At 61.9% G+C, this 19,632-nt stretch carries 12 protein-coding genes and 1 tRNA gene; 7 read left to right on the plus strand and 6 right to left on the minus strand.

Translation table 11 applies throughout. The features are described 5' to 3' along the window. Positions 1-67: 67 nt before the first annotated feature. Positions 68-1,657 carry a bacillithiol biosynthesis cysteine-adding enzyme BshC gene (gene bshC, locus CGL56_RS00355; protein ID WP_099104521.1) on the plus strand — a complete coding sequence of 530 codons (1,590 nt, stop codon included), beginning with the start codon at positions 68-70 and terminating at the stop codon, positions 1,655-1,657. On the opposite strand, the gene CGL56_RS00360 is transcribed toward bshC, so the two are convergent. Then, on the minus strand, positions 1,654-4,758 hold the full coding sequence (locus CGL56_RS00360) for a S41 family peptidase (RefSeq protein WP_099104522.1): 3,105 nt from the start codon (positions 4,756-4,758) through the stop codon (positions 1,654-1,656). The two genes, bshC and CGL56_RS00360, sit on opposite strands and share 4 nt — an antisense overlap. Positions 4,759-4,805: 47 nt before the next feature. After that, entirely contained in the window at positions 4,806-5,750 is a 945-nt protein-coding gene (gene fmt, locus CGL56_RS00365; protein WP_245183952.1) for a methionyl-tRNA formyltransferase, read from the minus strand. A gap of 91 nt (positions 5,751-5,841) precedes the next feature. On the opposite strand from fmt, the gene CGL56_RS00370 reads away from it, so the two are divergent. Together CGL56_RS00370 and CGL56_RS00375 are read left to right on the plus strand one after the other, a co-directional pair. After that, on the plus strand, positions 5,842-6,675 hold the full coding sequence (locus CGL56_RS00370) for an alpha/beta hydrolase (RefSeq protein ID WP_167641541.1): 834 nt from the start codon (positions 5,842-5,844) through the stop codon (positions 6,673-6,675). Positions 6,676-7,020: 345 nt separating this feature from the next. Continuing rightward, positions 7,021-8,544, plus strand: a complete 1,524-nt coding sequence (locus CGL56_RS00375) for a hypothetical protein (RefSeq protein WP_099104525.1) — start codon at positions 7,021-7,023, stop codon at positions 8,542-8,544. A 63-nt stretch (positions 8,545-8,607) separates the two neighbouring features. Here CGL56_RS00375 and CGL56_RS00380 read toward each other — a convergent pair. Continuing rightward, positions 8,608-8,695 (minus strand) — tRNA-Ser (locus tag CGL56_RS00380). Positions 8,696-8,920: 225 nt separating this feature from the next. On the opposite strand from CGL56_RS00380, the gene carB reads away from it, so the two are divergent. Next, entirely contained in the window at positions 8,921-11,755 is a 2,835-nt protein-coding gene (gene carB / locus CGL56_RS00385) for a carbamoyl-phosphate synthase large subunit (protein ID WP_099104526.1), read from the plus strand. A gap of 2 nt (positions 11,756-11,757) precedes the next feature. Here the strand turns inward: carB and ggt are convergent, their stop codons facing one another. After that, positions 11,758-13,452, minus strand: a complete 1,695-nt coding sequence (gene ggt, locus CGL56_RS00390; protein WP_099104527.1) for a gamma-glutamyltransferase — start codon at positions 13,450-13,452, stop codon at positions 11,758-11,760. Between the two features lie 115 nt (positions 13,453-13,567). On the opposite strand from ggt, the gene CGL56_RS00395 reads away from it, so the two are divergent. Beyond that, entirely contained in the window at positions 13,568-15,142 is a 1,575-nt protein-coding gene (locus CGL56_RS00395; protein WP_099104528.1) for a carboxylesterase/lipase family protein, read from the plus strand. On the opposite strand, the gene CGL56_RS00400 is transcribed toward CGL56_RS00395, so the two are convergent. Further along, complete coding sequence (locus CGL56_RS00400) at positions 15,139-15,834, minus strand: L-type lectin-domain containing protein (protein WP_099104529.1); 696 nt, start codon at positions 15,832-15,834, stop codon at positions 15,139-15,141. The genes CGL56_RS00395 and CGL56_RS00400 overlap by 4 nt on opposite strands. Positions 15,835-16,054: 220 nt before the next feature. Between CGL56_RS00400 and CGL56_RS00405 the strand changes: the two genes are divergently transcribed. Both CGL56_RS00405 and ccsA read left to right on the plus strand, forming a co-directional pair. Continuing rightward, complete coding sequence (locus CGL56_RS00405; RefSeq protein WP_099104530.1) at positions 16,055-16,453, plus strand: cytochrome c maturation protein CcmE domain-containing protein; 399 nt, start codon at positions 16,055-16,057, stop codon at positions 16,451-16,453. A gap of 7 nt (positions 16,454-16,460) precedes the next feature. Further along, the gene (gene ccsA / locus CGL56_RS00410; RefSeq protein ID WP_099104531.1) at positions 16,461-19,325 is read left to right on the plus strand and encodes a cytochrome c biogenesis protein CcsA; all 2,865 of its coding nucleotides are present in this window, start codon (positions 16,461-16,463) and stop codon (positions 19,323-19,325) included. Here ccsA and CGL56_RS00415 read toward each other — a convergent pair. After that, positions 19,285-19,632, minus strand: coding sequence for a single-stranded DNA-binding protein (locus CGL56_RS00415; RefSeq protein WP_099104532.1), 348 nt, complete (start codon positions 19,630-19,632; stop codon positions 19,285-19,287). The genes ccsA and CGL56_RS00415 overlap by 41 nt on opposite strands.

The raw sequence follows: 19,632 nt of genomic DNA on the forward strand, positions 1-19,632 counted from the left end.
CAAAGGTAGTGGTAGCGCGGCGGCCGGCCATAGCAAACCTTTACGGGCAAAAGTTGTACCCTAAGCCATGAAAGTAGACCGCCTGCCCTTTTCCGAGGTTCCCCAGTTTTCCAAGCGCGATGTTGCCTACGCTACCGGCAGCGAGGATTTGCTCCCCTTCCAGAAGTATCCCGTTTCCCTGGAGGCCTTTGCCCAGGTGATGGAAGACAAGGACCGCGACGCGACGGACCGGGAGCTCCTGGTCGATGAGTTGACGAAGCAGTTCGCCGACCTTCCGCCACACCCGGCGGTTACGGAGGCCCTCGGGCACCTGCGTTCCCGGCAAACCTATACGGTGATCACCGCCCACCAGCCTTCCCTCTTCTTTGGCCCCCTCTACTTCGTGCTGAAAATTTGCTCGACCATCAACCTGGCCCGGCAGCTGAACGCCCGTTACCCGGAGCGAAAGGTCGTTCCCGTATTCATCAGTGGTGGCGAGGACCACGACTTCCCGGAAGTGAACCACACCCACGTCTACGGCAACCGGATCAGCTGGGACAACGAGATCGGCGGGCCGGTGGCCGACTACCCAACGGACAGCCTGGCCCCCGTGCTGGAACAACTCCGGGAGGTGCTCGGCGACCGGGACACGGCCCGGGAGATCTACCAGAAGATTGAGCAGGCCTACACCACCCACGGCCGCTACGGCACCGCGACCCTGGCCCTGGTCCACGAGCTGTTCGGGCGCTACGGACTCGTCGTGGCCGACATGAGCCGCACCGCCTTCAAGCGTGCCTTCCAGCCCTATATGGAGCGGGAACTGTTCGAATCCGTCAGCCAGCCCCTGATCGAGGCCGCCCAGCAGAAGCTGGAAAAGCTGGGCTACAGCGGACAGGCCCACGCCCGGGAGATAAACCTCTTCTACCTGACGCCCCACCGCCGCGACCGCATCGTGCGTGAAGGCGATACTTTCCGGGTGCTGGATACTGATCTGCAGTTCACCGCCGACGCGCTGCGCCAGGAGCTGAAGGAACACCCCGAGCGCTTCAGTCCCAATGTCGTCATGCGCCCCCTCTTCGAGGAACTTATCTTCCCGAACCTGGCCTACATCGGCGGCGGCGGCGAGTTGGCCTACTGGCTGGAACGCAAGGAGCAGTTTGCTGCTTTCGGCATCAACTTCCCGATGCTCATCCGCCGCAATTCCGTTCTCTGGATCGACAAGGGCAACCAAAAGAAGCTGGACAAGCTGGAACTGGACTACCGCGAGCTGTTCCGGGAAGCCGACCTCATCATCCGCGATTACGTGGCCCGGCAGTCCGAAAACGAACTGAGCCTGGCGGAAGAGCTGCAGGAGCTGGAGCAACTCTTCAACCGCATCGCCGAAAAGGCGGCGGGCATCGATCCCACCCTGGCCAAGGCCGTGATGGGGGAACACGCCCGCCAGGCCAAGGCCGTGGAGAACCTCGAAGGACGGCTGCGGCGCACCGAAAAGCAACGCTTCGAAACCGCCATGAACCAGATCCGGGGACTGCGCGACAAGCTCTTCCCCCGGAACGGCATGCAGGAGCGCTACGACAGCTTCCTGAACTTCTACCTCCAGGAAGGGGACGCCTTTTTCGAGGTGCTGATCGAAGAGCTGAACCCGCTCGAGGAAGGGCTGGTCGTCATTCAGCCCTAGCGCCGCAGGCGACTGTCCGCCTGGATGAGCTCAATAGCCTTATCCAGCTGGGGATCACGGCGGTGCAGCCGGTCGAGCATGGTATTATTCACTTGGATGTCCGGTTCCACGCCCGTCTTTTCCAGGTTTTCGCCCTCCAGGGTATAACACCCCCAGCTGGGCAGCCGGTAGGATGATCCGTCGACCAGTCCCTGCCCGCTGGTGAAGATGATCCAGCGGTAGGTGGGCATGCCTACCACGGTACCCAGTTCGAGCTGCTTGAACCCCTCGGCCGTCATTTCGGCGTCGCTCAGGCTCTGTTCGTTGATGAGCAGGACGATGGGTTTGGCGGCGGGGGTGAAGTTCGGCTGCAGGGTCGTCTCCCCCTCCCGGTAGCCCCACCGCAGGTAGGGCCGCTGGCTCAGGAACTGGAGTACGGCGTCGTGAACGTTGCCGCCGGTATTGTACCGCAGGTCGAGGATGAGCCCATTGCGCTGGTGCCCCTCGCTGATCATCTCGTTGAGGAAGTTGTCGAGTTCCCCGCCGCCCATATTCTTCATGTGCACGTAGGCCACCGACCGATCCGTCAGGGTATCCACCCGCCGCTGGTTTTCCTTTACCCAGGCGTCGTAGCGCAGGTTCCGGGCCCGGGCGAAGGGCCAGGGGTGCACCCTTACCGCCTGCTCACGACCGTCGCGCGACAGGGTGATCACCACCTCCTCCGCCACGCTGGGTCGGGCCAGGTAGGCTTCGCGGTTGCGGTCGGCGTCGGTCCGCTCGCCATCGATGGCTACCAGTCGATCTCCCGGGCGGATGTCCACGCCGTAGTAGTCCGCCGGTCCGTCGGTCAGTACGCCGGTCACCCGGTAGGGGTCATCGTCGGCAAATGCGAGCCCGAGGTCCATGGACTTCGTGCCGAAGGTGGTCTCTTCTTCCTCCCCGGTAGAGTAAAAGCCGAAGTGGGAGGTATTCAACTCCCCGAGCATATCATTGATGAGGCGGCGCAGGTCGTGGCGGCTGGTGACGTGGGGCAGGAAGGTGGCGTAGTGTTCGCGCACCTCCCGCCAGTTGACGCCGTGGAACTCCTTGTCGTAGAAGTTTTCCTCCAGGTTGGCCCAGGTTTCGTAGTACATCTGCTCGAACTCCGGGCGGAGGCTGCGGCGGAAGGAGAAGTCCAGTTCAATTTCTTCCGTCTCGTTCTTTTCCAGGTTCAGCCGGACCACCTTGCCGTCGCCGAGGAGGTAGTGCTTGCCGTCTACGGAAACCAGGTCCGCGGCCCCACCCAGCCCCTTGCCTGCGATGGACTCCGTCTTGGGCTCCTCAAAAGGTTCGAGCAACGTTTTGAAAAGCCTGGTTTTTCCGCCCTCCTGATCGCCCCCGTAGAGTATGATCTGGGTCTCCCCGTCCTGGATAACCGCTACGCTGCCCTGGTCACCGAAGGCGGTGCCGATTTGCTCCATGCGCTCCATGATGTTCTCGGGCTCAATGACGGTAACCGAATCCGGTTTCACCTCTTCGTCCCGGAACAACTGTGCCAGCCGGTCTCCCCGGAAGGGCTCCTGGATGCGCCGCAGCGGCAGGCGGTACACGTTGGCGTCACCCCCACCCCGCGGGTAGCCGGGTTGGTGGCGGGCGGAATGGAAATAGAGGTAGCGGCCGTCGGGCGACCAGTACGGGGCCCATTCGGAAACGCCGGTGCGCGTGAGGTTATAGTGTTCCCCGCTGGCTACCGCATAGACCATCACGTCCATCTCAAAATTGCGGCGGACGTTAAAGGCCAGGTAAGCGTCGTCGGGCGACCACCGCGGCAGGGTATTCTGGATGGCCCAGAATTCGTCGGTTACCAGCAGCCGGTCACTGAAATCTTCGAGGTCCAACAACCGCAATTCGTCCCGCCCGCTGAGGTATACGGCGCGGGTGGAGTCGTGGCTGATGACCAGGTTACGGTTGTTGCGCCCCACGTCCGTCCGCTGCACCATCGACCCGCTGCCGTCGGCGCTCATGGTAAACCAGTTGAGGTAACCGTCGACGGTCTGGTTAAAGAGCAACGTACGGTGGTCTTTCAGCCAGTGGACTTCCCGCACCCGTCCAGGGCCGGTCGACAGTTGGCGGATGAACTTGCCCTTGAGATCGGATACGAAGAGTTCTCCCCGCGAGACGAAGGCCAGCTTCCGCCCGTCGCCGGCTACGTCGAATGCGGTCACTTTTCCCTTAGTGTTGAAGTCCTGGTCCTTGCTCAGTCCTTCGTGATCGATGATGGTCACGGGCACCTTGCGCTCTTCCCCGCCAGCGGGGTCGAGGGTGTAGAGTTGGTAGCCCTTTACGTAGGCCAGCCGGCTGCCGTCGGCGCTGACGGTGGGTGCATAGGCGGACTCGGCACTGCTCATCAGGCGGGTAGCCGTGCCGTCGGCGGTCAGCCGGTACAGGTTGTATTGATCGTTGTCGCGATCGGAGAGAAAATAAACCGTTCCCTGCCGGTCGATGACGGGCATCATGTCCTTGCCGTCCCACCCGGTCAGCGATTGGTAGCTGTCAGAGACGGGGTCGTAGCGTTTGATGTCGGGGTTGAACGGGCCGCGGTACCGCTTCCGGTGGGCGAACAGGCTGCTTTCCCAGCTTTCGTTGAAGTAGATGCTGCCGTCGGGGTGCTCCGCCGCATTGTGGATGTTGTTGAAGTAGTGGTCGCCGAACAGCCGCCGGGGCGTCCCTCCAGTGACCTCCACCGCGTAGGTGGACATCCGGTTGTGGCGGTCGGAGGTCAAGTAAACCCGCTGTCCGTCCCAGGACCAGCCCTCGACCTTGTCGTCGGCTTCGTGAAAGGTGAGTTGGGTGATCTGTCCGCCGGCCAGGGGCATTACCATTACGTCCTGGTTGCCGTAGCGGCTGGACGTGAAAGCCAGAAAGCGTCCGTCGGGGCTTACGGCGGGATTCGATTCCCGTCCTTCGAGGGCCGTAAGCCGTACGGCGGTGCCACCCGCGGCCGGCACCCGCCACAGGTCTTCGTGGTAGCTGAAGATGATGGCGCCTCCGTCGGGGGTAAGCGCAGGTGCATCTACAAAATAGGGGCTCTCCTGGGCGCACAGTCCAAGAGAGAGAAAGAGGAGAAAGAAGGTCAGTTTCATGTTGCCCGGGTTAGGCCACCAATGTACGGAGGCCCGGGCGGGAGGAACTACTGCCCCAGATGGGTATCCACTGGCAGCTCCGTTCCCCTCAGGAACTCTTCCGTATGCATGCGGCGGCGGCCCGCCAGTTGCAGTTCCTCTACGACGAGGAAGCCTCCGGGGGCGGCGACCCGCAGGTAGGATTTATCGTCGGTACGGATGGTCCCGGGAGCCAGGTCGTGATCTCCTTTCTCCACGCGGGTCCGGATCAACTTCAGTTGTTTGTCTTCCAGGGTGGTCCAGGCCGCCGGCCAGGGGCTCAGGCCGCGGATGAAGTTGTGCACCTCACCTACTGGCTGATCAAAGTCAATGCGGGCCATCTCCCGGTTCAGCTTCGGCGCGGAAGTGGCCAGGGCATCGTCCTGTTGCCGGAGTTTGTAATCGCCCCCCTCGATCAATTGAACCGTTTGCAGGACCAGATCCGCTCCTTCAACCATCATGCGATCGTGGACGTCGCCGGCGGTGTCGTTTTCCCCGATGGGGATGCGGCACTGCAGCAGTACGTCACCCGTATCGATCTCGTGGCGGATGAAGAAGGTGGTGGCGCCCGTTTCCTCCTCGCCGCGAATTACCGCCCAGTTGATCGGGGCCGCCCCCCGGTATTTGGGCAGGAGGGAACCGTGAAGGTTGAAAGTGCCGAGCGGGGGCATATTCCACACGGCTTCTGGCAGCATTCGGAAAGCGACCACGATCTGCAGATCGGCACTGAGGGCACGCAGTTCACCCTGGAACTCGGGGGACTTGAGGTTCCGGGGCTGAAGGACGGGGATGCCGAGGCGAATGGCGGCCTGCTTCACCGGGGATTCCAACAACTGCTTGCCGCCCCGGCCGCCCAGCTTGTCCGTCGCGGTGATCACCCCCACCACCGGGTAGCCGGCGTCCACTAGTCGCTCCAGGCTGGGAACGGCAAATTCGGGGGTACCCATGAAAACGATGCGCGGATGGTCTTTCATGCTAGCAAAGGTAGGACATGGATACAGTCCGGGCCAGCGAGACGCCGCGCCGCCGCGCTGGAATAATCCGTCCAGCACTTACCTTATCGCCATGGAAGAATTCAGCTGGAAGAACGAGCAAGGTTTGCAGATCTACGCCGTGGACTGGAAGACCGCCAACCCCCGGGCGGTGGTGGGCATCATCCACGGCCTGGGCGAACACTGCCGTCGCTACGACGGGCTGGCGGCGTTCCTGAACGCCCGGGGCATCGCCGTGATCGGCTACGACCGCCAGGGATTCGGCCGCAGCGAGGGGCGGCGGGGGTACACCCCCGACTACCGGAATTACCTGGACGGCGTGGCCCAGCTGAGGGTGCAGTGCGAGAAACGCTACCCCCGGGCACCCGTATTCCTGTACGGCCAGAGCATGGGCGGTCAACTGCTGCTCCATTACCTGATCCACCGCAAGCCCGCCATTCGGGGTGCCATCGTCGCTTCCCCCCACATCGCGGAGGCGTTCCGGCCCAATCCCCTGGTGGTCGCTATTGGCAAGCTGATGCGCCGCCTCTCCCCCACCTTCAGCCTGCACAACCAGCTGGACCCTCAGGACCTCAGCCGGGATCCGGCGGTGGTGGAAGACTTCCGAAACGATCCGCACAATCACGACCGGCTGAGCAGCCAGACCGGTATCGACATGCTGGAGCGCGCCGCTTTCCTGCAACAATATGCGGGAGGGCTGCCAGTCCCGACCCTGCTGCTGCACGGCACCGGGGACCGCGTTACTTCCCATGCGGCCACCGCGGACTTCGCTCGCCGCAACCCGGAACACGTCACCTTTCACAGCTTCCCCGGCGCCTACCACGAACTGCACCACGAACCCGACCGGGAGAAGTTCCACTTCCTGGTACTTGGGTGGTTAAACCGGCACATAAAGGGGACTAAATGACCGTCAAGGGATTTCGCAGATGTGAGAAATAATTCAGTTTTAACCTTTGCGAACCTTTTCCCCATACAGTAGGAAGTAGCGGCGATGCCGTGCTCATCCCGGACATCCGCTTTCCCATCCCCCGCCCAACTGATGGCGCAACCGTAAACACGGCTGACAGGGTGGTTAAACAGCGATAATTGGGTGGTCAAACGCCAATACATGTCCGATAAATTCATTTGTAACTTGGTATCGCCCATCATTCACTACCCGGGGAATGCGCACCGTATTCCCGCCGGTTTTCTCCTATTCTTCGTGGCCGGGGCCGGACCAGGCTAGGTTGTCCCCCCGGCGTGTTGCTGGTATATGAAACAACTTTCCGAGCTCATTGGGCTGCTGGACAAGGATGTATCCCCGTGTTTGGACACCCACCGGGATGCCGCGGCGCTGCGCCGCCTCTACGATTACGTAAAACGAACCGAACACCCGACCGCCGAGGCGGCGGCCGGGGAACTGGGGATGGTGGCCGGAAGCGCCAGCTTCCGGAAACTGAAGCACCACCTCAAGCTGGAGGTACTCAACGCCGCCACCGCCCTGGGTCCGCTGGCCAAGTCGAAGGACCGCGACAAGCGGATCTACGCCTACGTATGGAAGCTGATCGCAGTCGGCAAGCAACTGCGCACCTCAACTAATTCTACGGCTCTGCTGGGGTATCTGGAAGAGGCGTTCCGCCTGGCGGACCGCTACGAAATGCTGGATGCGGCCTATCAGGCCGCCGCGATGTTGCGGCGGCAGTACGTGAACCGCCGGTTCGACCGGGCGAAGTATCAGTTTTACGCGGAGCGGGCGCGGTGGTACGGGCGGCGGCTGCGCCGCTACGAAGATGCGGTAGCGGCCTTCAACGAGGTCATCTTTCTGCGCAATACCCACCAACCCGCGGAGGTGGTGCAGGCTGCGGCCATCAGGGGTCACGCCCGTCACGCCAGTCTGGTGGAACGTTACGACCTGCCGATCATCAGCTACATCGTTTTCCTGCTGGAGCTCAATATTTACCTGGCCGTCAGTGATTACGAGGGTGTGATCCGGGTGGCGGAGGAAGCCCTGGCGTACCTCGAATCGCGCCCCACCGCCCGGCCGACCATGTTCCAGGTCTTCGAGGCCAACCTGTCCCTGGCCTACACCCAGCTGAACGATTACGACCGGGGCACGGCCTTCGCCCGCCGCCTGCTGGCCAAAACCAGCCCTAAGGATTACAATTACATCAAGGTATACGAGCTGATGCTGATGTTATCCCTGCGGGCGGGCAAGTTTCAGGAGGCCTACGAAAGCTTTCTGACGATCCGCCCCGAGATGCTTTCCCGGAACCTGCGCAGCTACTTCCGGGAAACCTTCCACATCATTGAGGCCTACCTCTATATACTGATTCAGCTCGGGCAGGTTGAGCCCCGGCCTGACGACCAGACCTTCGAAGGGTTTCGGGTGAGTCGCTTCATCAATTCCTTTGAGCACGTTCCCGGCGAAAAGAGTCACCGCAACGTTCACCTCCTCATCGTAGAGATCGTGGAGGGCATCGTGAACCGGAAACACCGCAAGGCATCCTACAGCATTGAGGCCATCGGGAAATACGCCAGCCGCCACCTACGGGGGCGGGACTACCGTCGGGTGAGGTACTTCCTCAAGGCGCTGGCCCAACTGTCGGTGCAGCAGTACCATCGCGCGGCCGTGGAGCGGCATACCCGGCGGTACATCACCCTCATGAACCAGCACCCCCTGAATGAGTCCCGGCTGGATTACTATATGGAGCTGGTGCCCTACGACGTACTCTGGGACCTCATTCTGCAGCAACTCGGCTACAAACGCGTCCGAAACGGGCCGAAGGATAAGCCCTGAGTACAAATGAAAACACCCCGTACGGAGCCGGCGTGGCCGGGCGTACGGGGTGTTAGCGTGTAGTGGCGGAGGAAGAGGGATTCGAACCCCCGGTACCTTGCGGTACGTCGGTTTTCAAGACCGGTGCATTCAACCACTCTGCCATTCCTCCGGAAGGGTGATCGCTTCGGGCGGCAAAGGTAGCACGGGGCCGGGGAAGTTGCAAGCCACCGGCCTGGACCAATTGCGTTCGGGGCCCGCCCCCTTTTTTCCGGGCTTTTCCGGTTTCAAACCGGTTGCGGGCGGGCGGAAGCGGAAACATTGCACCCGCGCTCCGTCGCCCCGATTGCGGCGCGGTAGCTTATCTTTGCCCGAATTTTGACCTACCCACTCCCCCATGCCAAAGGATACTAGCATTACCTCCGTACTGATCATCGGCTCCGGACCCATCATCATAGGCCAGGCCTGTGAATTCGATTACTCCGGAACCCAGGCCAGCCGCAGCCTGCGGGAGGAAGGCATTGAGGTGACCATCCTCAATCCCAACCCGGCCACGATCATGACCGACCCGATGACGGCCGACTACGTCTACCTGTTGCCGCTGACGATCGAAAGCGTCGAACAGATCCTGAAGGAAAGGAAAATCGACGCCGTGCTCCCCACCATGGGCGGGCAGTCGGCCCTGAACCTCGCCATCGAGTGCGGAGAGGTTGGGCTCTGGGACAAGTACAAGACCCGGCTGATCGGGGTCGACCTGGAGGCCATCGAGCTGGCCGAGAACCGCGAACTGTTCCGCAAGCATATGGAGTCCATCGGGCTGAAGTGCGCCCCGGCCATGATCGCCAACTCCTTCCTGGAAGGTATGGAGGCGGCCCAGGAAATTGGCTTCCCACTGGTGATCCGCCCCTCCTACACCCTGGGGGGCTACGGCGGCGGATTCTGCTTCAATGAGGACGAATACCCGGAAATGCTGCGGCGGGGGCTCGACGCCAGCCCCACCCACGAGGTACTAATCGACAAGGCCGTACTCGGGTGGAAGGAATTCGAGCTCGAGCTGCTGCGCGACTCGGCCGATAACGTGGTGATCATTTGTACGGTAGAGAACTTCGACCCGATGGGCATCCACACGGGCGACTCCATCACGGTGGCTCCGGCCATGACACTGTCCGACACCGCCTACCAGGATATGCGCGACCAGGCCATCCTGGCCATGCGCTCGATGGGCAACTTCGCCGGGGGCTGTAACATCCAGTTCAGCCAGAATCCGGAGACCGAGGAGCTGATCGTCATCGAGATCAACCCCCGGGTAAGCCGTTCGTCGGCCCTGGCTTCCAAGGCAACCGGCTACCCCATCGCCAAGATTGCCGCCAAACTGGCGCTCGGCTACCGCCTTGACGAACTTAAAAACCAGATCACCAAAACCACTTCGGCTTTCTTCGAGCCCACCCTGGACTACGTAATCGTAAAGATCCCGCGCTGGAACTTCAACAAGTTCCCCGGCGCCGATCACCGCCTGGGACTGCAGATGAAGTCGGTAGGTGAGGTCATGGGCATCGGCCGCAACTTCCTCGAAGCCCTGCAGAAAGCCTGTCAGTCGCTGGAAAACGGCCGCGCCGGACTCGGCTCCGACATGAAGGAGTGGATCAAGACCGACGACATCCTCGACCGGCTGGAGAACGTGAGTGAAGACCGCATCTTCCGCCTGAAGGATGCCCTGCGGTTGGGTGTGCCCCGCAAGACCATCCACAAACTGACCAAGATTGATCCCTGGTTCATCAACCAGATCAAACGACTGGTCGACTACGACGCCGAGGTACTGAAGTACAACGTGCCGGAGGACCTGCCGGAGGAACTGTTCCGGGAACTCAAAGAAGTGGGGTACTCCGACATCCAGATCGCCTACCTGCTGCGGGTCGAGGAGGAGGCCGTCACCAAACAACGCTACAAACTGGGCATTCGCCGGACCTACAAGATGGTGGACACCTGCGCCGCGGAATTCGAATCCAACACCCCCTATTTCTACTCCACCTTCGACGGGGAGAACGAGAGCGTGGTTTCCGACAGGAAGAAAATCATCGTCCTGGGATCTGGTCCCAACCGGATCGGCCAAGGCATTGAGTTTGACTACTGTTGCGTTCACGGACTGAAAGCAGTGCAGGAAGCCGGCTACGAGGCCATCATGGTCAACTGCAACCCGGAGACGGTGTCGACCGACTTCGATACGGCCGACAAGCTTTACTTCGAGCCGGTGTTCTGGGAGCACCTGTGGGAGATCATTGAATTGGAGAAACCCGACGGAGTGATCGTCCAGCTCGGCGGACAAACCGCCCTTAAGCTGGCCGAGGAACTGACCCGCCGCGGCGTACGCCTCGTGGGATCCAGCTACGACGCCCTGGACCTGGCCGAGGACCGCGGCCGCTTCTCCGAACTGCTCAAGGAACTCGAAATCCCCTACCCCGACTTCGGCACCGCCAAGGACGCCGACCAGGCGCTGGAGGTAGCCAATCGGGTGAAGTACCCCGTACTGGTCCGCCCCAGCTACGTACTCGGCGGTCAGGACATGCGCATTGTCATCAACGACGCCGAGCTCGAGCGCCACGTGCTCTCGATCTTCAAGAAGGCCCCCGACGACAAGGTCCTGGTGGACCACTTCCTCGACCGCGCCAAGGAGGCCGAGATCGACGCCATCTGCGACGGAGACGAGGTACACATCATGGGCATCATGGAGCACATCGAACCCGCGGGCATTCACTCCGGTGATTCCTCGGCGGTGTTGCCCACCTATTCCCTGAGCGTCTCGGCCGTCAACAAGATGCGGGAGTACGCGGAGAAACTCGCCTACGCCCTCAAGATCCAGGGCCTGCTGAACGTGCAGTTCGCCATCAAGACCGACAAGGAGACCGGGGAAGAGCGGGTATACGTGATCGAAGCCAACCCGCGGGCATCCCGTACCACGCCCTTCATTGCCAAGGCCTACAAGGTGCCTTACCTCAACATCGCCACCAAGGTGATGCTGGGCTCCCACAAGCTGAAGGATTTCGAGATCAACCCCCAGCCCAGCGGCTACGCCATCAAGGTGCCGGTGTTCAGCTTCAACAAGTTCCCGAACGTCGACAAGCAGCTGGGGCCGGAAATGAAGTCCACCGGTGAGGCCATCCGCTTCGTGAAGGACATGACCGATCCTTTCTTCCGCGAACTCGACCGCAACCGCAGCCAGTACCTGACCCGCTAGGGCTAGTAGCCCGCCGCCTGTCCATCCTTTCGGCTTTCCGAAGCGCCGTGGTATACCCCGTTTGCGGGGTCACGCAGGATGGCCTGGTATCCGCCGTAGCTGCCGCGGGTAAACCCAACCGAGTGCCCGCGGTCCATGAGGCCGCGAATGGTTTCGTAGGGAATGCCCGACTCGACCCGGACCTGTCCCTCCTCCGGCCCCGCGCCGGTGGGTGAGGAACCTCCGGTGTGGTCCCAGCGCGGCGCGTCGCCGGCCTCCTGGAGGTTCATGCCGAAATCGATGAGGTTCATCACGATCTGGGCGTGTCCCTGGGGCTGGAAATCACCGCCCATGACGCCAAAGCTGACCCACGGCTTGCCGTCCTGGCTGATGAAGGCCGGAATGATGGTGTGGAAGGGCCGCTTCCCGGGGGCGTAGGTATTGGCCTGCCCGGGGGTGAGGCTGAATAGTTCGCCGCGGTCCTGCAGCATGAACCCCAGTCCCGGGGGCACCATGCCGGACCCCATGCCGCGGTAATTACTTTGTATCAGGGAGACCATGTTGCCGGCGCTGTCGGCCGTGGTCAGGTAGATGGTTTCACCGGCGCTGATCTGACCTGCCGTATACACGGAGGCCCGGTCGCTCAGCTGTTCCCGCCGCTGGCCGGCGTACTCCTCGCTGATGAGCCAGTCGACGGGCACATCCGCGAAGTCCATATCCGCGTAGTACCGGGCACGGTCCTCAAAGGCCAACTTCTTGGCTTCGGTGAAGAGGTGCAGGTGCTCGGCGCTGCCAAAATCGATGCCGCTGAAGTCGAAACCCTCGAGGATGGCCAGCATCTGGAGGGCCGCGATTCCCTGTCCGTTCGGGGGCAGCTCCCAGACGTCGTAGCCGCGGTAATTAACGGAGACGGGCTCCACCCACTCGGATTGATGGGCGGCCAGGTCTTCTTCCGACAGGTAACCACCCTGCTGCTGGATGAAGCCGGCGATGGTAGCGGCGATCTCCCCTTTATAGAAGGCATCCCGCCCGCCCTGGGCGATCCGGCGGTAGGTATTGGCCAGGTAGGGGTTGCGATAGATATCCCCTTCTCCGGGAAGCGTCCCGCCATTCTGGGCGATGTAGGTCTCCCTGATGTTGGGGAAGCCCTCATCCATGTAGCGGGTGATTGACTGCTGCATATACCAGGCGATCAGTTCGGTCAGGGGGAAGCCGTCCTCGGCGTAGCGGATGGCCGGTGCCAGAAGTTCAGGCATCGGCCGCGAGCCGAAGCGCTCGTGCAGGCTGTACCAGCCGTCCACCGCGCCCGGCACGCTCACCGGCAGTGGCCCAAGGGCCGGTATCTTGTTCAACCCCTTGGCTTGCAGATCGGCCAGGGTCATGCCAAGGGGAGAGCGACCGCTGGCGTTCAGTCCGTACACCCGTTGGGTTTCCGCATCCCAGACGATGGCGAAGAGGTCGCCTCCGATGCCGCAGCCCGTGGGCTCCATCAACCCGAGCGCGGCGTTGGCGGCGATGGCCGCGTCGATGGCGTTGCCGCCGTCCTTCAGGATCTGTAATCCGATCTGGGTAGCCAGGGGATGACTGGTAGCCACCATTCCGTTGGCGGCGAGGACCTCCGAACGGGTAGCGTGGAGTGCTCCGGTGACCCGGTCCTGCCCGGTCAGGGGAGATTGCAGTACGAAAAGGAGGGTGGAGAGGAGTAAGGGGTAGCGCATGGTTGAGGGTTGGCTGCCTAAGGTAGTGATCGCCAGTGAGATGCTCTACAGCGTTTAATTCCGGAGGGGCCTCACCCTGACATACCCTATCTTGGGCTGCAGTCAAACCGTCGATATGCGTACCCCCCTCAACCTTATCCTTTTGCTACTAATCCTGGGCCTTGGCACCCGCGTCCGCGCCCAGGAAATCAACTTCGGCTTCCCCGTACAGACGGAGGTAGCCAACGGCGTGCTTGAAGGACACTACAGCACCCGGACCGGCGTCCAGCGCTACCTGGGCATTCCCTTTGCCGCCCCGCCGGTAGGTGACCTGCGGTGGCGTCCGCCCCAGCCCGCAGCCGACTGGGAAGGAGTACGCCCGGCCAAGGAATTTGGTCCCCGCCCCGTGCAACGCTACATCTACGACGACATGCGCTTCCGTTCCCCGGAGGTGAGTGAAGACTGCCTGTACCTGAACGTCTGGACCCCCGCAAAAAAAGGCGAGTCTGGACTGCCGGTGCTGGTGTACTTCTACGGAGGCGGCTTCAGTGCCGGCTCCGGCGACGAGGGCCGCTACGACGGTGAGCGGCTGGCGCAGGAGGGCGTAGTGGTGGTTACCCCGAACTACCGCCTGAACGTATTCGGGTTCCTGGCCCACCCGGAACTGACCGCGGAATCGGCTCGAGGCAGTTCGGGCAATTACGGATTACTGGACCAGGCGGCCGCCCTGCAGTGGGTCCGGGACAACATTGCCGCTTTCGGCGGCGACCCGCAGCGGATCACCATCGCGGGGGAAAGCGCCGGTTCGATGTCGGTGAGCCTGCAGATGGTATCCCCCCTGTCGCGCGACCTGCTGGCCGGGGCCGTCGGCCAAAGCGGAGCCGCGGTGAACCCCCAGCGGCCCGTCCCTCCCCTGGCCGAGGGCGAGGAATGGGGCAAGAAATTCCTGGAAGCCACCGGCTACTCCGCGATCGCCGAACTCCGCAAAGCTCCCACCCGCGACATCTACGAAGCCTACGTATACGGGAACCTGGGTGGTCCACCGGTGGTAGTAGATGGCCATTTCATTACGGAGGAACCTACCGTCACCTTCCGTAACCGCAAGCAGGCCCAGATCCCGCTGATGGCCGGATGGACGAGCACCGAGCGCCCCTGGGGACAATTCCCCACTACCCCGGAGGCCTACCGCAAGATGGTGGCCGAGCAATACCCCGGCAACGCCGATGAACTGGTCAAGTACTACCCCGCCGACCGCCCCTCCCTTTCGGCCATCGAGCTGGTCTCCGACATGTGGATCGTGCTGGGCACCTGGAACTGGGCGGACCTCCAACGCCGCTACAGCGACCAGCCCGTCTACCGCTACCGCTTCGACCAGATCCGCCCGCCGCTGAAGGGAGAGACCCGCCAGCAGGAACCCCCCGGGGCGGCCCACGCCACCGACATCGAGTACTTCCTGGACAACCTTGAGCTGTCCGACCAGTACAGCTGGGAAGAAGACGATCACGCCGCCGCCGCAACCATGCTGACCTACTTGGCCAACTTCGTAAAAAGTGGGAACCCCAACGGGGAGAATTTGCCGGAGTGGCCGGCGCTGGAAGAGGGGGAAACGCCCCGGGTGATGATCCTGGACGCCGACAGCCGCGCCGAGCCCTTCGCCGCCGAGCCCCGCTACCGCTACCTGAGGAAAATGGCGGAAGGCGCGCGCCGCTAGTCTACCATGGCGTAGACAAGCTTGCGGATGCAAACGTCCTGGTAATTGATCTTGCGGCCGGTAGCGGCCGTGGCGCCCCAGTACACCTTGCTGTTGCCGCCGAAGATCTCGGCCACGATGTCGCCGGTATAGCTCGCCCGGAGCTGTCCGTCGAGGCGCACCTCCAGCGTATGCTTGCCCGGGTGCCAGCTGATCGTCAGGGGCCGTTTCGCGCCGTTCTCGAGGTTGGGCACCTCCACCGGCCCCACCATGCTGCGGGCGTGGTGGGCCTGCCCGTGGGGCATGATGGCCACGTGATCCCCTGAGGGGTCGCCAAGGTGGAAGTTCTGGTAGGTATCAAATTCAATGCCCAGGGAGGGATACAGTCCCGCAAAGCCCATGCCCTCGCCGCGGTAGCCGGTTTGCATATTGGGGTGGAAGACGAAAACGATGCCGTCCGCCCCCAATTCATCGTTCTCGCCGAGCACCAGGTCCACCGTAAGTTCGAAAGGGTATTCCAGGTCCATCGGGTTCTGGAACCAGGCCGAGCCGGAGACGTAGGGCGTGGCCGGCGTCAGCCGGATGCATTCATCGTTTAGCACGGCGGCACTTCCTCCCAGCCGGAATTCACTCACGCTGCTCTGGGCGGCGAGCGCGGGTGCCAGGAAAAACAGCGACAGCGCCAGGAGAGCAGGCAGGGAGCGAAAGTGCATAGGTCCTTAGTTTACAACGGCTTGCAGTAAAATACGGAAAGTCGCAGAATGTTGCGGGCTAATTCTCGAGGCCGGACTGCCGCCCCGCCAGCCTTTGGGGAGCACGGCGAAACAAGCGACGAATCCTGCCATTTTACCCTGTCCTGACCCAGCGCGACAACGCTCCGGTTACCTTAGCGTTTGCTCCGTGTATACCCTTGTCAAATCAGTCGTTCCAAGAATGAAAAAGTCCTATCTGCTGGCCGTGCTTCTCGTAGTGATCGCCGTCGTCCTTCTGCTGCAAACCGGCAATGCGACCTCCGAATACGCCAACTTCACCAAAGCGGCGGAGAGTGGGGACAAGGTGCAGTTGGTGGGCACCTACGTGAAGGACAAGCCGACCATCTACGACCCCCTGACCGACCCGAACTACTTCAGCTTTTTTCTCGAGGACCTTACCGGCACCGAGCGGGAGGTGATCCTGCTGAAGGGCAAGCCCCAGGATTTTGAGATGAGCGAGAGCATCGTGCTCACGGGCCGGATGCAGGATGACCGCTTCATCGCGAGCGACATCCAGATGAAGTGCCCGAGCAAATACAAGGATGAGGAGGAAATGATCAAGAACCTCACCGAGAGCTAACCCCTGCATGGAAGAAATACAGTATTTAAACGAGCACCTCGGCCCCCGCTACATCGGCCACTTTGCCATTCTGCTCTCCTTCTTCGCCGCTATTCTGAGCATGGTGAGCTACTTCCTCGCCACCCAGTACCGGGGGGAGGTCCTGCGCAGCCGCAGCTGGCAGCGCCTGGGTCAGCTCAGCTTCCTGGCGCACGGTGCGGCCGTGTTCACCGTGATCGGCTGCATCTTCTACGCGATGCTCAACCAGTACTACGAGTACCAGTACGTGACGGCCCACGTCGACGGACAGCTGCAGCAACGCTACATTTTCTCCGCCTTCTGGGAAGGACAAGAAGGCAGTTTCCTGCTCTGGAGTTTCTGGCACGTCATCCTGGGCTACGTGCTCATGGTTACGGCCCGCAGCTGGGAGAAGCCCGTCATGGCGGTGGTCTGTTCCGTACAGGTCATCATTGTTTCCATGCTACTGGGGGTCCACTTCGGTTTCGGTGACCTGCTCGTGAAGCTGGGCTCCAATCCGCTGCTGCTGCTCCGGGAAACGGTCAATGCCCCCATCTTCCAGCAGGCGGACTACGTGGAACTGCTGCGCGGCAACGGGCTCAACCCCAGCCTGCAGAACTACTGGATGACCATCCACCCGCCCACCCTTTTCCTCGGATTTGCCAGCACCGTCGTGCCCTTCGCCTACGCCGTCGCCGGCCTGTGGACGGGCCGCCACAAGGAGTGGCTCAACCCCGGACTGAAGTGGAGCCTGTTCAGTGCCGGAATCCTCGGCATTGGCATCCTGATGGGCGCCGCCTGGGCGTACGAAGCCCTGAACTTCGGGGGCTATTGGGCTTGGGACCCCGTCGAGAACACCAGCCTCGTACCCTGGCTGATGCTGGTGGCCGGCATCCACACAAACCTTATCAGCCGGGCCACCGGACAGGGCATCCGCGCCACCTACCTTTTCTATTTGTTCACCTTCGTGCTGATCGTGTACAGCACCTTCCTCACCCGCTCCGGCGTGCTGGGCGACACCAGCGTCCACGCCTTCACGGAGATGGGACTGGAGGCCCAGCTGTTGTTCTTCCTCGGATTCTATTTCGTACTGAGCCTGGGCCTGGTCATCTGGCGGTGGCGCCACATTCCGGTACCGGAAAAGGAGGAATCCACCAGCAGCCGTGAATTCTGGATGTTCATCGGCAGCCTGACGCTGTTCATGTCGGCGGTGCTCATCACCGGATCGACAAGCCTGCCGGTGTACAATGAGATCCGCCAGGCCTTCGACCCCGTTTTCGACGGGCTTACCCTCACCGATCCGGAAGCCCACCACAACCGCTTCCAGATCTGGATCGGCATCTTCGTCGGCCTCCTGAGCGGGGCGGCCCAGTACCTGCGCTGGCGGGAAAGGAAATTCAGCAACCACTTCCGGTGGTTTGCCCGCCACACCGGACTGGCCCTGGTCGGCGCCGGACTGCTCACTTACCTCACCTTGCTGTGGATCGAGGCCCCCACCCTGCCCTACAAGGCGATGTTGTTCGCCGGCTGGTTCGCCGTCTGGGCAAACATCGACTACCTCTTCTTCTTCGTTCGCAAGGACCCGAAGATTGCCGGCAGCGTCGTCAGCCACCTGGGTTTCGGCATCATGCTGATCGGCATCATGGCCAGCTCCGGCAACAAGCGCATCATCAGCCAGAACCAGTTTCTGATGGAAGGACTGACGGAGGACGAACAGCTCGCCCGCAGTACGGTCCGCCTCTACGAAGGGATTCCCCTGGGGATGGAGGACTACATCGTTACATTCACCGGAGATACGATCGAGGGAATGAATCGCCGCTACTTCATGGACTACCAGCGCATGAACGAGGCCGGCGAGGTGGTGGAAGAATTCCAACTGGAGCCCAACGTGCTCTACGACAAGGGATTCGAAAAGATCGCGATCACCAATCCCAGCACCAAGCACTACTGGAACCGGGACGTCTTCACCGTCATCATGGGACTGCCCCCAGAAGAGCAGAGCGTCACCGTGCGCCAGCAGACTGAGGACAGCCTCCAGTACCGCGTTTTGCCCCTGGTACGGGGACAACAATCCCAGTTCCAGGACACCGTCGACATTCCCCAGCGCGACCGTTCCATCATCTATACCTACACCATCGGGCTGGAGGACTTCAGCCGCCACCCCTCCCATCCGGAGTATACCCCCGAACCCGGTGACATCGGCATGGGAGCCAAGGTGCGGGCCGTACGGACCGGCGGAATTGCCAACCACGATACCATTGCGGACGTAGCCATTGTCCTGCGCGAAGGCCTGCTGTACCACTACCCCGCCCAGCTCAACGATATGTCCCTGCGGGTCAAGATCGACGAAAGCATCTTCGATCAGTTGCTGGTCAAGGACGCTGACCTGGAGTACCGGGAATTCGTCGTCGAGCCCGGCTCACGGTTCCGCGTAGGCGACCGGGAAGTGACCTTCCAACGCTTCATTTCCCAGCCTGAGGTGAATCATTTCCAGCCCCAGGACGGCGATATTTACGTCAGTGCCCTGCTGGAGTCCGCCGGGCTCACCATGCAGCCGGTCTTTCTGATCCGGGGCAACCAGCCCAGCGGCGTCCGGGATGAGATCACCGAACTGGGGCTGTACGCCCACCTCGTCAGCCTCAATCCGGAAACCAATGAAGCCACGCTGCGGGTAGCGAACGCCCAACCGAAATCCGCTCCGACCATTCCCGTGGCGGTGGCACCCCGCAGCTACCGCACCGACTACATCACCCTCCAGGCGATCGAGTTCCCCGGAATTTCCCTGTTCTGGTTCGGCACTACGTCCATGATGATCGGCCTGCTCATCAGCATGGTTACCCGCCTCCGCTCGCGGCGGTTGGCCGCCCGCGACTGATTGAGTGCCTCACGGCAACGTCGAGAAAGCTGTAGCCCCGTACCAGGATGTAGGGTCGGCTGACGGTGCGCTCTCCGATTCGGTGGGGCCTGTAAAGCAGTTCTCCCCGGATCAGCAAGTGGTTGCCGGCGTCGAGGTGTTCGTGGAGGGCCAGGGCCGCCGGACCGTAAGCCAGACAGTGGTGGCAGTGGGCTTGTCCACGCCTATCGCGGGTCAGCAGCTGGATCCGGGTAAGGTCCATGCCCCTTTCGGTGCAGTGGTAGACCGGATCGGTGGGCACCCGGCCTACCAGGGTTACGGTATTCAT

The organism is Neolewinella marina (genome assembly GCF_002631205.1).
In the GTDB taxonomy this organism is placed as follows: Bacteria; Bacteroidota; Bacteroidia; order Chitinophagales; family Saprospiraceae; genus Neolewinella; species Neolewinella marina.

Coding starts and splice junctions, on each gene's coding strand:
- CGL56_RS00375 (WP_099104525.1), top strand. CDS start 7,021: ATGAAACAACTTTCCGAGCTCATTGGGCTGCTGGACAAGGATGTATCC.
- ggt (WP_099104527.1), bottom strand. CDS start 13,452: ATGCGCTACCCCTTACTCCTCTCCACCCTCCTTTTCGTACTGCAATCT.
- fmt (WP_245183952.1), bottom strand. CDS start 5,750: ATGAAAGACCATCCGCGCATCGTTTTCATGGGTACCCCCGAATTTGCC.
- bshC (WP_099104521.1), top strand. CDS start 68: ATGAAAGTAGACCGCCTGCCCTTTTCCGAGGTTCCCCAGTTTTCCAAG.
- CGL56_RS00360 (WP_099104522.1), bottom strand. CDS start 4,758: ATGAAACTGACCTTCTTTCTCCTCTTTCTCTCTCTTGGACTGTGCGCC.
- ccsA (WP_099104531.1), top strand. CDS start 16,461: ATGGAAGAAATACAGTATTTAAACGAGCACCTCGGCCCCCGCTACATC.
- CGL56_RS00400 (WP_099104529.1), bottom strand. CDS start 15,834: ATGCACTTTCGCTCCCTGCCTGCTCTCCTGGCGCTGTCGCTGTTTTTC.
- CGL56_RS00370 (WP_167641541.1), top strand. CDS start 5,842: ATGGAAGAATTCAGCTGGAAGAACGAGCAAGGTTTGCAGATCTACGCC.
- CGL56_RS00415 (WP_099104532.1), bottom strand. CDS start 19,632: ATGAATACCGTAACCCTGGTAGGCCGGGTGCCCACCGATCCGGTCTAC.
- carB (WP_099104526.1), top strand. CDS start 8,921: ATGCCAAAGGATACTAGCATTACCTCCGTACTGATCATCGGCTCCGGA.
- CGL56_RS00405 (WP_099104530.1), top strand. CDS start 16,055: ATGAAAAAGTCCTATCTGCTGGCCGTGCTTCTCGTAGTGATCGCCGTC.
- CGL56_RS00395 (WP_099104528.1), top strand. CDS start 13,568: ATGCGTACCCCCCTCAACCTTATCCTTTTGCTACTAATCCTGGGCCTT.